This is a genomic window from Acidovorax sp. Root70, from assembly GCF_001428225.1.
In the GTDB taxonomy this organism is placed as follows: domain Bacteria; phylum Pseudomonadota; class Gammaproteobacteria; order Burkholderiales; family Burkholderiaceae_C; genus Acidovorax.
The window spans coordinates 85,543-98,686 of the sequence record NZ_LMHQ01000002.1; the positions used below are offsets into that span (position 1 = coordinate 85,543).

At 62.9% G+C, this 13,144-nt stretch carries 9 protein-coding genes; 6 read left to right on the plus strand and 3 right to left on the minus strand.

Going from position 1 to position 13,144, the window contains the following annotated elements:
• Positions 1-77: 77 nt before the first annotated feature.
• Positions 78-1,412 (plus strand): phosphoglucosamine mutase, encoded by a 1,335-nt coding sequence (glmM, locus tag ASD94_RS02055; protein WP_056637909.1) that lies wholly within the window; start codon positions 78-80, stop codon positions 1,410-1,412.
• A 62-nt stretch (positions 1,413-1,474) separates the two neighbouring features.
• Here the strand turns inward: glmM and ASD94_RS02060 are convergent, their stop codons facing one another.
• Positions 1,475-3,706, minus strand: a complete 2,232-nt coding sequence (locus ASD94_RS02060; protein ID WP_056637912.1) for a bifunctional diguanylate cyclase/phosphodiesterase — start codon at positions 3,704-3,706, stop codon at positions 1,475-1,477.
• A 185-nt stretch (positions 3,707-3,891) separates the two neighbouring features.
• Positions 3,892-6,789 (minus strand): EAL domain-containing protein, encoded by a 2,898-nt coding sequence (locus tag ASD94_RS02065; RefSeq protein WP_056638077.1) that lies wholly within the window; start codon positions 6,787-6,789, stop codon positions 3,892-3,894.
• 251 nt (positions 6,790-7,040) lie between these two features.
• On the opposite strand from ASD94_RS02065, the gene ASD94_RS02075 reads away from it, so the two are divergent.
• The 5 genes from ASD94_RS02075 to ASD94_RS02095 all read left to right on the plus strand — a co-directional run bounded on the left by ASD94_RS02075 (position 7,041) and on the right by ASD94_RS02095 (position 12,540).
• The gene (locus ASD94_RS02075) at positions 7,041-7,883 is read left to right on the plus strand and encodes a GNAT family N-acetyltransferase (RefSeq protein WP_056637917.1); all 843 of its coding nucleotides are present in this window, start codon (positions 7,041-7,043) and stop codon (positions 7,881-7,883) included.
• Positions 7,884-7,886: 3 nt separating this feature from the next.
• On the plus strand, positions 7,887-8,756 hold the full coding sequence (locus ASD94_RS02080) for a UDP-2,3-diacylglucosamine diphosphatase (protein ID WP_056637920.1): 870 nt from the start codon (positions 7,887-7,889) through the stop codon (positions 8,754-8,756).
• On the plus strand, positions 8,753-9,844 hold the full coding sequence (locus ASD94_RS02085; RefSeq protein ID WP_056638080.1) for a glycosyltransferase family 1 protein: 1,092 nt from the start codon (positions 8,753-8,755) through the stop codon (positions 9,842-9,844). The genes ASD94_RS02080 and ASD94_RS02085 overlap by 4 nt, the downstream gene beginning before the upstream one ends.
• Positions 9,845-10,018: 174 nt before the next feature.
• Positions 10,019-12,079, plus strand: coding sequence for a polyphosphate kinase 1 (gene ppk1 / locus ASD94_RS02090; protein WP_108625826.1), 2,061 nt, complete (start codon positions 10,019-10,021; stop codon positions 12,077-12,079).
• Positions 12,076-12,540, plus strand: coding sequence for a histidine phosphatase family protein (locus ASD94_RS02095; RefSeq protein ID WP_056637926.1), 465 nt, complete (start codon positions 12,076-12,078; stop codon positions 12,538-12,540). Before ppk1 ends, ASD94_RS02095 begins: the two co-directional genes overlap by 4 nt.
• 68 nt (positions 12,541-12,608) lie before the next feature.
• On the opposite strand, the gene ASD94_RS02100 is transcribed toward ASD94_RS02095, so the two are convergent.
• Positions 12,609-13,127, minus strand: coding sequence for a hypothetical protein (locus tag ASD94_RS02100; protein ID WP_200954175.1), 519 nt, complete (start codon positions 13,125-13,127; stop codon positions 12,609-12,611).
• Positions 13,128-13,144: the final 17 nt, after the last annotated feature.

Sequence of the window (13,144 nt, forward strand, 5' to 3'; positions counted from 1 at the left end):
TCAAACTGGGCAGGTGGGGCGTCAGGCCCCGTCGTCGATAACAACATACTGAGATCCGTACGAGGAGACGCTAGAACATGACACGCCAATACTTTGGAACCGATGGCATCCGTGGCACCGTGGGGCAACCGCCCATCACGCCAGATTTTGTGCTGCGCCTTGCCCATGCGGTAGGTCGTGTATTGCGCCGCACAGAAGAGCGGCCGACGGTGCTGATCGGCAAGGACACTCGCATTTCGGGCTACATGCTCGAAAGCGCCCTGGAATCTGGCTTCAACTCCGCAGGTGTGGATGTGGTGCTGCTCGGGCCGTTGCCAACGCCCGGGGTGGCTTACCTGACGCGAGCCCAGCGCGCCAGCCTGGGTGTGGTCATCAGCGCAAGCCACAACGCGTACCCCGACAACGGCATCAAGTTTTTCAGCGCACAGGGCACCAAGCTGTCGGACGCCTGGGAACTGGCGGTGGAGACCGCCCTGGCTGAGCCACCAGTGTGGGCCGACTCTGCCAGCTTGGGCAAGGCCCGGCGGCTTGATGATGCAGCCGGGCGTTATATCGAGTTTTGCAAGAGCACCTTTCCCCAGGACCTGACGCTCAAGGGGCTGAGGGTGGTGGTGGATGCCGCCCACGGCGCTGCGTATCAGGTCGCGCCCAAGGTGTTCCACGAGCTGGGGGCAGAGGTTCTCTCGATCGGCTGCGCGCCCGACGGGCTCAACATCAACCACGAGGTGGGGGCTACGCACCCCGATGCGTTGGTGCGCGCCGTACGCGCTAACCGTGCCGACTATGGTATTGCGCTCGATGGCGACGCAGACCGTTTGCAAATCGTGGACGCGACGGGGCGTCTGTACAACGGCGACGAGCTGCTTTACCTGATGGCCGCCGATCGCATGGGCCGGGACGAGCACGTGCCTGGCGTGGTGGGCACCCTCATGACCAACATGGCGGTGGAGGTGGCGCTGCAGGCCAAAGGCGTGAAGTTTGTGCGCGCCAAGGTGGGAGACCGCTATGTGCTGGAGGAGCTGGCCCGCCACCAGTGGGTGCTGGGAGGGGAGGGCTCGGGCCACCTGCTTGCGCTGGACCGTCACACCACCGGCGACGGATTGGTGAGCGCCCTGCAGGTGCTGCAGGCCTGTGTGCGCAGTGGCAGCACGCTGGCGCAGTTGCTGGCTGGCGTCACGCTGTACCCTCAGGTGTTGCTCAATGTGCGGCTGGCGCCCGGGCAGGACTGGAAGGCGAACCGTCTGCTGGCCGATGCCACGGCGGCGGTCGAGCAGCAACTGGGTTCCTCGGGCCGGGTGCTGATCCGTGCCAGCGGCACCGAGCCCTTGCTGCGTGTGATGGTGGAGGCGCAGGATGCGCAAGTGGCCAGCTCTTGTGCGCAGTGCCTGGCCGATGCCGCCCGCGCGGGTTGAATTCCTGGATCTGGGGGGCGTCTCAGCGATCTCTGCCGCGCCATGATTGGCCTCCGGGCTGTTCAGTGCGCTGTCGTGTGTTGCCGCATGAAGCGTTCCAGCTGTTCTGCAGGCAATGGGGTGCTGAAGTGATAGCCCTGCGCTTCGTCACACCCTTGCTGGTGCAGAAAGGCCAGTTGGCCCTCTGTTTCTACCCCCTCAGCCGTGGTGCGCATGCCCAGCGCCTGCGCCATGCGGATGATGGCGCTGACGATGGCGCGGTCGTTGCTGTCGTTGCCCAGATCGCGCACGAACGATTGATCGATCTTGAGCTTGAAGATCTGAAAGCGCTTGAGCTGGCTGAGTGATGAATAACCGGTGCCGAAGTCGTCCATCGACATCCGAACCCCCCGTGCATGCAGTTGGTCCATGGTGGCCACAGCTGCATGGGGGTCGTCCACGGCCACGCCTTCCGTCAGTTCGAGTTCCAGCGAATTCGGGGGCAGATCAAATTCCGCCAGCACCCGGCTCACCAGCTCTGGCAACTGGGGCTGGCGAAACTGGATGGCCGAGAGGTTGACCGCCATTGAAAGTTCGGGAAACCCGCAACTGCGCCACGCCTTGAGCTGGGCCAGTGCTGTACGCAGCACCCACTCACCGATCTGCAAAATCTGCCCGCTGTCTTCAGCGATGGGGATGAACTCTGCCGGTGAGATGGCGCCCAGCTGGGGGTGCTGCCAGCGCAGCAGAGCCTCGACACTGCGCACGGAGCCTGTTGAAAGGCTCATCTGTGGTTGGTAGTGCAGATGCAATTGCTCACGCTCCAACGCGCGGCGCAGCGCGTTTTCGAGCTGCAACGCACGTACGGACTGGGCCTGCATCTCTGGGGTGAAGAAGCGAAAGGTGTTGCGCCCGTCCAGCTTGGCTCGGTACATGGCCACATCGGCCGATTGGGTCAGCGTATCGAAGTCGTGTCCGTCCTGCGGGAACAGCGCAATGCCCATTGAGGGGGCCATGGTCAGTTCGTGGTGGTCGATCTGATAGGGCTGGCGCGATGCCTCCTGCAACTTGCCGGCGACCCGTGCGACGCCGCGGGCGTCGGCGCCCGGCAGCAGCAGGATGAACTCATCCCCTCCCAGACGCGACACGGTGTCCTTGTCGCGCACCACAGCGCGCAGGCGTTTGGCAATCTCGACCAGCAGCACGTCGCCTACCCGGTGGCCCAGGGAGTCATTCACATGCTTGAAGTGGTCCAGGTCCAGGAAGATGATGGCCAGCGGAGTTTGGTTCTCCTGGGCCACGCGGATGGCCTGCTGCGCGCGTTCTGCCAGCAGTGCCCGGTTGGGCAGACCGGTCAAGGCGTCGTAGTGCGCCAGCCAGTAGATCCGCTCCTGATCTGCCTTGCGGTCATTGATCTCTCGGTGCAGGTTTTCCACTGTCTCGCGCAGTTCGCGGGTCCGGTCCTGAACCTGCCGCTCCAACTCGCCGTGGGCCTGAGCCAGCACCGCCTGGGCGCGTTTGCGGTCGGTAATGTCCATGGTGATCCAGATGGTGCCCTGGGCAGGGTCTGCCGGATCGATGCACTTGCTGCGTACTTCGCAGATCACAGGGGTTCCGTCCTTGCGGCACAGATCCACTTCGCCCTCGTAAGACTGCCCTCCCGCCAGCGCGGGGTAACAGCGGTGGCCCACTTCTTCCCATGCAGCATCGCTGGCATACCAGCGGCGCGATGAACTGCCCATGAGCTCGCCGGGCTCAAAACCCAGCATCTGCTCAAAGTGATTGTTGCAGCGGGTCAGGTGCCGGTCCCGCAGGAACACGATGCCGACCATGGCGCTGTCGAAGAGCAACTGCTTTTCGCGCACCGCAGAGTTCAATGCGGCCTGAGCGTGCCTTTGCTCGTCGATGTCATCCACGATCCAGATCGAGCCTTCCCCGGTATCGTGCGGGTTGATGAGCCGCCCTGTGAGGCTGCCCCAAAAGAGTGTGCCGTCACGACGGCGCAGCTGGCGTTCCACGCGAAATGACTGGCCCTGCACCAGCACGGGGTAGGCCGTGCGTCCCAGATCACGGAAGGCTTCGCGGTCTGGATAGAAGGCTTCCGTGTTGAGTCCTACCAAACGGGCGGGACTGCCGTAGCCAAAAATCTCGGCATACCGCTGGTTGCAACGCACCACGCTGCGCTGGCGCAGAAACACGATACCCACCCCCGCGCTGTCCAGAAGGGTCTGTTGCTCGCGCAGGGTACGTTGCAGGGGGGTGTCGGGAGTCACTCCGGGTCGCTGCAAGGGCGGAGTGCTGAACAGCGAATACATAAGACCAGAACAGGCGGCGGGGCCAGGTGGCCTCAAAAAATTGTGCCAAAGTGTAGCAGCGGCAGCTTACAAACCGTTTGAGGGTATGCGCGAAGTACGGCGCCGCATGTTCTGCCGTACTTCGATCACCCGTTTTCCTCTTCAGCGCGTTTGCTCCGTAGGGGCTTGGCGCCCAACGCAGCTTGTCAGCTGCCCAGATGTTCCCGCAGATAGGCTTCAAAGGCGTCGGCAGTCAGGGGACGACTGAACAGGTAGCCTTGGCCTTCGTCGCATCCCTGAGTGCGCAGGAATTCGAGTTGGCCATCGGTTTCCACCCCCTCGGCCGTGGTCTGCATGCCCAGTGCTTGTGCCATGCGGATGATGGCGCTGACGATGGCCCGGTCGTTGGCGTCGTCGTCCAGGTCTCTCACAAAGGATTGGTCGATCTTGAGCTTGTAGATCTGAAAGCGCTTGAGGTAGCTCAATGACGAGTAGCCGGTGCCAAAGTCGTCCATCGACAGCCGAACGCCCCGGTCATGCAACTGGTCCATCATGGCCAGTGCGGCGGCGGGGTCGTCCACCGCTGCGCCCTCGGTCAGCTCCAGTTCCAGCCGGCGCGCAGGCAGCCCGGCCTGCTGCAGGCAGCGCGTCACCATCTCGGGTAACTGCGGATGGCGGAACTGCACGGCCGACAGGTTGACCGACACGGCCCGCAAGGGCAGCTGCAGGTCCAGCCAGCGCTTGGCATCGTGCACAGCGGTGTTCAGCACCCATTCGCCAATCGCGACGATCATGCCGCTGCTCTCTGCCACGGGAATGAATTCTGCCGGGGACACCATGCCCAGCTCGGGGTGGCGCCAGCGCAGCAGCGCTTCGGCGCCGACTACCTGGCGCGTGGTGAGCGAGACCTGGGGTTGGTAATGCAGCTCGAACTGATTGCGTTCCAGAGCCCGTCGCAGGGCGTTTTCGATCTGCAGGGCGCGCGCTGTGCGGGCCTCCAGGTCGGCGGTGAAAAAGCCGAACCGGTTGCGCCCGTTTTGCTTGGCGCGGTACATGGCGGCATCGGCGCGCTGGTACAGGGTATCGAACGAATCGCCGTCTGCCGGATACATGGCGATGCCCACGGACAGCGTGGTCGTGAGTTCGTAAGGCTCCACCTGAAATGGCTGTGCCACGGCAACCAGCAGCCGGTTGGCTGCGTCGGCCGCCTGAGCCGCTGAGGCAGCAGGCAGTAGCAGCAAGAATTCATCGCCGCCCAGGCGTGACACGGTATCTTGCGTGCCCAGCAGGGACTCGAGCCGGCGGGCCACTGCCACCAGCAGGACATCCCCCACGCGGTGCCCCAGCGAGTCGTTCACGTTCTTGAAGTGATCCAGATCCAGGAACAGCAGGGCCAGCGTCCCGCCCCGCGCCTGCTCCTGTGCGATGTGGCGCTGGGCGCGTTCGGCCAGGAGCGCGCGGTTGGGCAGGTCGGTAAGAGGATCGAAATGCGCGAGGCGCTGGATGCGGTCCTGTGCCTCGCGCTGCAGCGTGATGTCGCGGAACAACGTAATGGAGTGGGTGGTGCTGCCATTGCCGTCGCGCACGCTACTCACGGACAGCCACTGGGGGTAGGTTGATCCGTCCTTGCGGCGGCCCCATGCCTCACCCTCCCAGTGACCCTCCCGGGTGAGTTGTGTGTACACCGAGTCAGCGTTGAAGTCGCGGGTGGACTCGGCCACCGTGAGCAGGCGCATCGACTGACCCACCGCCTCGGCCTCCGAGTAGCCGGTGATGCGGCTGAAGGCGCGATTGATGCGCACGATGGTATGGGCCGCATCGGCAATCACGATGGCCTCTCCGCTCTGGTCGAAGACCTGGGCCGTCAATTGCAATTGTTCTTGCGACCGCTTGCGTTCAGAGATGTCGCGGCACAGCAGGATGAAGCGGGGCTTGGCACCTTCCGAGCCTGCCTTGCGTGCGGCAGACAGTTCGAACCAGGTGGGGCCCAGGCCAGGCAGGTCTTGCATGATCTGCCGCCCGGTAGACCAGCCTTGGGTTTGCGCTTCGTGGAGCACATCCATCACGGTCAGTGCGGCCAGGGCGGGCAGTACGTCTGTGACATTGCGGCCAATTAGCTGGTCGGCAGGCCCCATGAGCAGCTCGGCGCGTGGGCTGTGTACGCTGCAGTAGCGGCCCTCCTGATCGATTTCGAACAGCGGATCGGGAATCGCGTCAATGGTGGCGCGCAACTGCTGCTGCGTGGCCTGGATTTCGGAGGTGCGCTGCGCCACCTGTGTGGCCAGGCCCCGCTCGTGCGCCTTCAGTTCGACCAGCAAGCGCGCGAGGTAGCCCATCAGAAGGGCAAACAGCAAGCCTATTGCACAACGCAGGGCCAGCACGCCCGGGGCCCCCCATCCTTTGATCGGGGCCAAGCTCAGCATCCATTCGCCATTCGGTAGCGTGAGCGATCGCCCCACGGCGTCGTTCGTAGGCGGAGGATCGGATGCCGCAATCGTCTGCTCCAGCTTGTTGTCCGGGCGAACACGCCACAGGCGATAGTGGAAACCACGCTCGGTGAGCTGGGGTAACCGGGCCATTGCCAGCACGTCGGGTAGGCGGATAGTGACGTAGGTGAACCCCCAAAAGCTGCGGCGCCCCAGGTCATCTTCCAGGTACACCGGTTGGCGCCCCACGATCCCCAGGCCGCCTTGCACGAGTTCCATCGGTCCCGCCAGCGTCAGCAGGCCGGATTCACGTGCGCGTGCGGATTCGGGGCCTTGGCGGGAGTCGTTGAGCTGGTCAAATCCAATCGAATTTTCGTTGCCCTTGCGCGGCACAACCTGCTGAACCACCCCGCCCGGGGACAGACCCATGGCTGCAATACCCGGATAGAACGGCAGCATCTGCGTACCGATTTCCTCGAACTGGCGCACGTTGCCGTGACCTTGACGCACCAGTGCCACCAGCGTGTTGTTGGCCGAGAGCGCCAACTCGATGGCGCGTTGCAGGGCCTGAACATGGTCCCCCGCCATATCTGCCGCCTGGGTGCGCTGCTGCGCGCGTTCCTGGCGCTCCAGCGTCCAGACCACCGCCCCCGCGCAGGCTGCAGCCAGCAAGAACATCGCCACAAAAGCGGCGATGGGGCTGCGGGGGGTGGGCAGGGTGGGTGAAGGCACGGCACGAGGTTCCTCAACCAATTATGCAGGCCATCGGTGGGCGCTCGTCCTGATAGGTGGGCACTGTGTCATGGCGCTGACACGTCGCAGACATGGGCATGTCATGCGTGGCTTTCACACTCGCGGCCAGGAAAGCGGATTCCCGCTCCGGTTGGAAATTCCAGCTGTGCCCGTTCTTACCGAAGGAGACGTTGCCCATGAACGACCTGCCCACTTTGATGCAGCTGTCCACATCGCCCGAGACGGCGGGCACCAGCATTGTTCAGCGTCCTGGCGTTGTGTCGAGCGCTGCACATTCGTCCGTCCCTGCGCGTGGCGCTATCGAGGTAGCTTGGGCCAGGCATCTGGATGAAGTTCGCGAAGCTCAGCGCCTGCGGTTTGAGGTGTTCGCAGCAGAAATGGGTGCTCGATTGACGACCCCCATTCCTGGCCACGACGTGGACCTTTTTGACGACTATTGCGAGCACCTTCTCGTACGCGATGCGCAAAGCCGGCAAGTCATTGGGACTTACCGGGTGCTGACACCGGCGCAGGCCAAGCGGGTGGGTGGAACCTATAGCGATACCGAATTTGACCTGACGCGCCTGCGCACGCTCCGCCCCCGCATGGTTGAACTGGGTCGCAGCTGCGTACACCCAGATCACCGCCACGGGGGCGTGATCATGGCGTTGTGGAGTGCGCTGGCGGATTTCATGGTCCGCAATGAACTCGACACGATGATTGGCTGCGCCAGCATCCCCATGCTCCACAACGGCGTGGTCAGCGGCGACGCGGCTGCGAGCATCTGGCAGCAAGTGCGAAAAACCCATCTGGCACCCATCGAGTACCACGTGCTGCCGCGCCTGCCGCTGCCCGTGGAACACCTGGATGGCTCCATCGCCGTGGACCCACCCGCGTTGATCAAGGGCTATTTGCGCCTGGGGGCCCGCGTGCTGGGGGCTCCCGCCTGGGACCCTGACTTCAACACGGCAGACCTGCCCATGCTGATGCGGCTGGCTGACTTGCATCCCCGCTACCGCAAGCACTTTCTGGGGGCTTGACCGGTGCGCGCAGCGTTCGACGCTCTGGGCCCCTGGTTGAACGAGTCCCTGGTGCCACAGGGTGCAGAGCCCGACGCACATGCATCGCCCGTCGGTCAGCGGCGGTTTCGCGCGGTGTTCATTTCAGATCTGCACCTGGGCACACCGGGTTGTCAGGCCGCGGCGCTTCTGGACTTTCTCAAGCACCATCCCAGCGACCATCTGTACCTGGTCGGTGACATCGTGGACGGGTGGCAATTGCGTCGCCGGTGGTTCTGGCCGCAGGCGCATAACGACGTGGTGCAAAAACTGTTGCGACGCGCGCGCAAGGGGTGTCGCGTGGTGTTCGTTCCTGGTAACCACGACGAGTTTGCCCGCGCGTTTGTGGGGCATTCCTTTGGGGGTATTGATGTGGTGGCCGATGCGGTGCACACCACTGCCGATGGGCGCAGCCTGTGGGTCACGCACGGAGACCACTTTGATGGCGTGATCCAGTGTGCCAAATGGCTCGCTTATGTGGGCGACAACCTGTATGAATTTACGCTCAAGCTCAATCGCCATCTGAACACCCTCCGGGCGCGCATGGGGCTGCCATATTGGTCGCTGTCCGCCTACCTGAAAGGCAAGGTGAAAAAGGCGCTCAACTACGTCACCGACTTCGAGGTGGCCGTGGCTACAGAGGCCCGTCGCCGTGGTCATGATGGTGTAGTCTGCGGACATATCCACCGCGCCGAGATGCGCGAGATTGGCGGCATTTTGTACTGCAACGATGGCGACTGGGTGGAGAGCCATACGGCGCTGGTCGAGCATCTTGATGGCCGGCTGGAACTCTTGCAATGGCCTGCGATGCCCGTGGCCGCCGCGCCCGGCCAGGCGACACAGGTGCCTGCATGAAGATCGCTCTGTTGACCGATGCATGGTTGCCCCAGGTCAATGGTGTGGTCACGACATTGCTGGAGCTCGTGCGAGAACTGGAGGACGCCGGGCATGACGTGCAAGTGCTGCACCCTGGCCAGTTTGCCACGCGCCCTTGCCCAGGCTACGCGGGCATTGATCTTGCTGTACGGCCCTATAAATTGCTGGCCCAGAAGTTGGATGCCATGCGCCCAGACGCCATCCACCTGGCCACTGAAGGGCCGTTGGGATGGGCTGGACGCCGTTACTGTCTCCGGCGTGGGCTGGCCTTCACCACGGCCTTTCACACGCGATTTCCAGAGATTTTGCAGGCGGCCCTGCGCGTACCTCTGGGCTGGGGTTATGCGCTATTCCGGCATTTTCACCGCCCCTCGTCCGGGGTTATGGTGCCCACGCAAGGGGTCTTGCAGATGCTGGAACAGCGGGGCTTTCGCCAGTTGCGCTTGTGGACCCACGGCGTGGATACCCAGTCGTTTCACTTTCATGGCGAGGTCTGCCAGAGCCCACTGACCGGCGTGTTGGCCCACCCGGTGGCTTTGTACGTGGGCCGCATTTCGTACGAAAAGAACATTGAGGAATTTTTGCGACTGGACATGCCTGGTACCAAGGTGGTTTGCGGCGTTGGGCCATTGGAGGTGCGTCTCAAAGCCAAGTACCCGCAGGTGCGCTGGCTTGGCATCCTGGACCGGGAGGCGCTGGCGCAGGTGTACGCGTCAGCCGATGTATTTGTGTTTCCAAGCCGCTCGGAGACCTTTGGGCTGGTGATGCTCGAGGCAATGGCTTGTGGAACACCGGTCGCCGCTTTTCCGGAAGACGGTCCCCGCGAGGTGCTCGGTGGCGTGGGGGGCAAAACGCCTGTGGGTGGTGTGTTGAATGACAGCCTATTGGCCGCCACTCGGCAGGCGTTGGCGACACCGCGAGCCGAGGCGCGTAGCCGAGCCCTGGAGTTCACCTGGGCCCATGCGGCCAGGCTGTTTCAGCAGTATCTGGTGCCGGCTCGCTCCAGCGCACAAGGTGTTTTTGTGTCTGTCACAAAATCTGTCACGCAATTGTCATCTGAGCGTTAAATACTGCAGCAATCCTGCAATTGCCGCCCCCGCGTACCCATGCCACCCGTGCCTCCTGTTGATTCACTTTCCCTGCAGCGCGGGCACCCTGATGCTGTCGGAGACTCTTTGCACACCTTGTCACATGACAATGATTCTGTGCCGAGCATTGTTTCCCCCGGTGGCGCGCTCCACATGTTTCTGGACCGTGATCACAGCATTCTGGCTTTCAACGAGCGCGTGTTCGACTGGGCTGTCCGCACGGATGTCCCACTGCTGGAGCGGCTGCGCTACCTGTGCATCGTGTCGTCGAACCTGGATGAATTTTTTGAAGTGCGTGCGGCGGAGCACATCACTGCGGCCAAGAAGGGGGAGACCAAGGGTCTCTACACCACCGCATCGTTTGAGGCGCTCTCCGCCCAGGTCCACAACTTGGTGGAGCGGCAATATGCGCTGTACAACGAGGATTTGGTCCCCGCATTCGCGCAGCACGGGATCCGCATCGTGGCGCACGGCGAGCGGTCCCCAGAGCAAAAGCGTTGGGTGCACGACTATTTTGTGCGCGAGGTCCGCCCGTTGTTGATTCCGGTGGGTCTGGACCCGGCCCATCCGTTTCCCCAGGTGGCCAACAAATCGCTGAACTTTATCGTTCGCCTCAAGGGGCGCGATGCCTTTGGTCGCGAGAACGAAATCGCTATCGTGAAGGTGCCCCGTGCCTTGCCCCGCCTGATCCGCATGCCGAAGAAGGTGGCGCCTCAAGGGGCATTGTTTGTCAGCTTGTCGAGCATCGTGCGGGCGCATCTGGAGGACCTCTTTCCTGGCCGGGATGTGACGGAGTTTTCGCAGTTTCGTGTCACGCGCCACTCCGATCTGGCGCTGGATGAAGAGGACGTGCGCAACCTGCGCACCGCCTTGCGGCAGGGCCTCCAGCATCGCCACTACGGACAGGCTGTGCGGCTGGAGGTCTCCGCGGGTTGTTCACGCTTCCTGTCGGACTTTTTGCTGGGGCAATTTGATCTGCCTGGTGCCGCCTTGTACCGTGTGCATGGCCCTGTGAACCTGGTGCGCCTCAATCAGTTGGTGGATTTGGTGAATGATCCTGCGCTGCTGTTCTCGCCCTGGAGCTCTGCATGGCCCCGGCAACTGCAGCCCAATGTGTCCATCATGGAGCAATTGCGGCAGCGTGATGTGCTGATTCACCAGCCTTTCGAAAGCTTTGATGGGTTGCTTGCGTTCCTGCGCGAGGCTGTGAACGACCCCCAGGTACTGGTCATCAAGCAGACCATTTACCGAACAGGGGCCGACTCCGAACTCATGGACTTGCTCAGCGAGGCCGTGCGTCGGGGCAAGGAAGTGATGGCGGTGGTAGAGCTGAAAGCGCGCTTTGACGAGGAGGCCAACATCAACTGGGCTGAGGCGCTGGAGTCGATTGGCGCACAGGTGGTGTATGGCGTGGTCGGCCTCAAGACCCATGCCAAGATGCTGCTGGTCACGCGCCGCGAGGGACGGCAGCTACGCCGTTACGGCCATCTGTCCACCGGCAACTACAACGTGCGCACGGCCAAGCTGTACACCGACCTGAGCTACCTCACGGCTGATGACGAAACTACCGCCGACATGGATGGCGTATTCAACCATCTCGCCAGCCAGAACCGGCCGCCCAAGCTGCGTAAGCTCATGCTTGCACCGTTTCATCTGCACCGCCGGATGATCGAAAAAATCGAACGTGTGGGACTGGCTGCAAGCCGTGGGGAAGATGCACGGATCGTGGCCAAGATGAATGCCTTGACCGATGAGGGACTGATGCGGGCACTGATCCTCGCTGGGCAGCGCGGCGCGCGCATCGATCTGATCGTGCGCGGGGCCTGCATGCTGGCCGCGCAGGTGCCGGGAGTGACTGACAACATCCGCGTGCGGTCGGTGATCGGCCGGTTCTTGGAACACACGCGCGTTTTTTACTTTCGTGCCGGCGGTGAAGAGGACCTCTATCTCTCAAGCGCCGATTGGATGAACCGCAACATGATGCGCCGTGTGGAACTGGCGTGGCCTGTCACCGACGCCACACTGCGCCAGCAAATCATCGATGAGTGCTTGGTGGCCTACCTGTGTGACGACCGTGACGCCTGGACTTTGAACGCAGGCGGCACCTATGACCGCGCAGCACATCCTGTGGACGGTCATGGCGCCCAGAGCGCGTTGATGGTGCGCTATGGGCCTCGGCCTCCTCTGGGTCGTGAGGAGCCAGAGGCTGCATGATGGATTTGATCCTTTGGCGTCATGCCGAAGCGGAGGAGGCTGAGGACGGCCATGACGATCTTGCCCGCCCGCTCACCTCCCGCGGTGAGAAACAGGCGGCGCGCATGGCCGCCTGGCTTGATCGCCAGCTGCCAGAAGGCTTGAGGGTAGTGGCAAGCCCCGCGCGGCGTACCGAACAAACGGCCCAGGCGCTGGGTCGCAAGTTCAAGATGCGCGCAGAACTATTGCCGGGCGGAACACCGCTGGATTTGCTGGAGCTGGTGCAATGGCCTCGCGCCAAAGGCGCTGTGCTGGTGGTGGGACACCAACCCATGTTGGGCCAGACCATTGCTCAGTTGCTGCAACTCCAGGCCCCGGAATGCCCGGTTCGCAAGGGCTCGGTGTGGTGGCTGCGTCAGCGCCAGCGTTGGGATCATAGCCAGACCGTGCTGATGGCGGTGCAGTCGCCGGAGTTTCTATGATCCGCCCGCCAGTGTCTGAGCATCCGTGAGGCTTCTACCTCGACGCCCGTAGTGCCTCGGGGCCTGATTCACTTGCGACCTGTCTTGCCGGTGGCTTTGGTCGCTGTCTTGGCAGCTGCCGCTGGCGTGGTTTCTGCTGCATCGGCTTTTGGGCGACCGGTCTTGATGGATGGCACGGCCTGCAATGCGGTGCGCAATGCGCTGTCTGAAAGCCCTGCCAGAACCTTGAGCCCTGCACGCAGTAGTTCGCTTTTCTTGACCGGATGGGCCAGTGTCGTGGCGCGTTGCTTCAAGAGGTCGAGCACGGCGTACTCATCTTTGGGGATGGTGAAGCTGTCTCGCACCAGTTTGGGCTTCTTGGCCTTGACGTCGTTGGCCTTGCCGGGCTTGGTTGCAACTGCTGCCTTGACTGGCTTGGGCGCTGTAACGGCCTTGGAGGTAGAGGTCTTTTCTGCCACGGCTGTTTTTGCTGCTTTGGGTGCTTTGACGGCCGCAGCTGGCTTGGCGGGCTTGGCCGCCTTTGCAGTTGCGACTGCAGGCGCGGCGGGTGCGGCAACGGGGCTGGGGGTGGTGCTGGCAGTGGTCATGGTAGATATTTGATAAA

What these genes read in the sequence shown, in the direction of transcription:
- ppk1 (WP_108625826.1), top strand. Translation starts at nt 10,019, where the DNA reads ATGTTTCTGGACCGTGATCACAGCATTCTGGCTTTCAACGAGCGCGTG.
- ASD94_RS02095 (WP_056637926.1), top strand. Translation starts at nt 12,076, where the DNA reads ATGATGGATTTGATCCTTTGGCGTCATGCCGAAGCGGAGGAGGCTGAG.
- ASD94_RS02085 (WP_056638080.1), top strand. Translation starts at nt 8,753, where the DNA reads ATGAAGATCGCTCTGTTGACCGATGCATGGTTGCCCCAGGTCAATGGT.
- ASD94_RS02065 (WP_056638077.1), bottom strand. Translation starts at nt 6,789, where the DNA reads ATGTTCTTGCTGGCTGCAGCCTGCGCGGGGGCGGTGGTCTGGACGCTG.
- ASD94_RS02075 (WP_056637917.1), top strand. Translation starts at nt 7,041, where the DNA reads ATGAACGACCTGCCCACTTTGATGCAGCTGTCCACATCGCCCGAGACG.
- ASD94_RS02060 (WP_056637912.1), bottom strand. Translation starts at nt 3,706, where the DNA reads ATGTATTCGCTGTTCAGCACTCCGCCCTTGCAGCGACCCGGAGTGACT.
- glmM (WP_056637909.1), top strand. Translation starts at nt 78, where the DNA reads ATGACACGCCAATACTTTGGAACCGATGGCATCCGTGGCACCGTGGGG.
- ASD94_RS02100 (WP_200954175.1), bottom strand. Translation starts at nt 13,127, where the DNA reads ATGACCACTGCCAGCACCACCCCCAGCCCCGTTGCCGCACCCGCCGCG.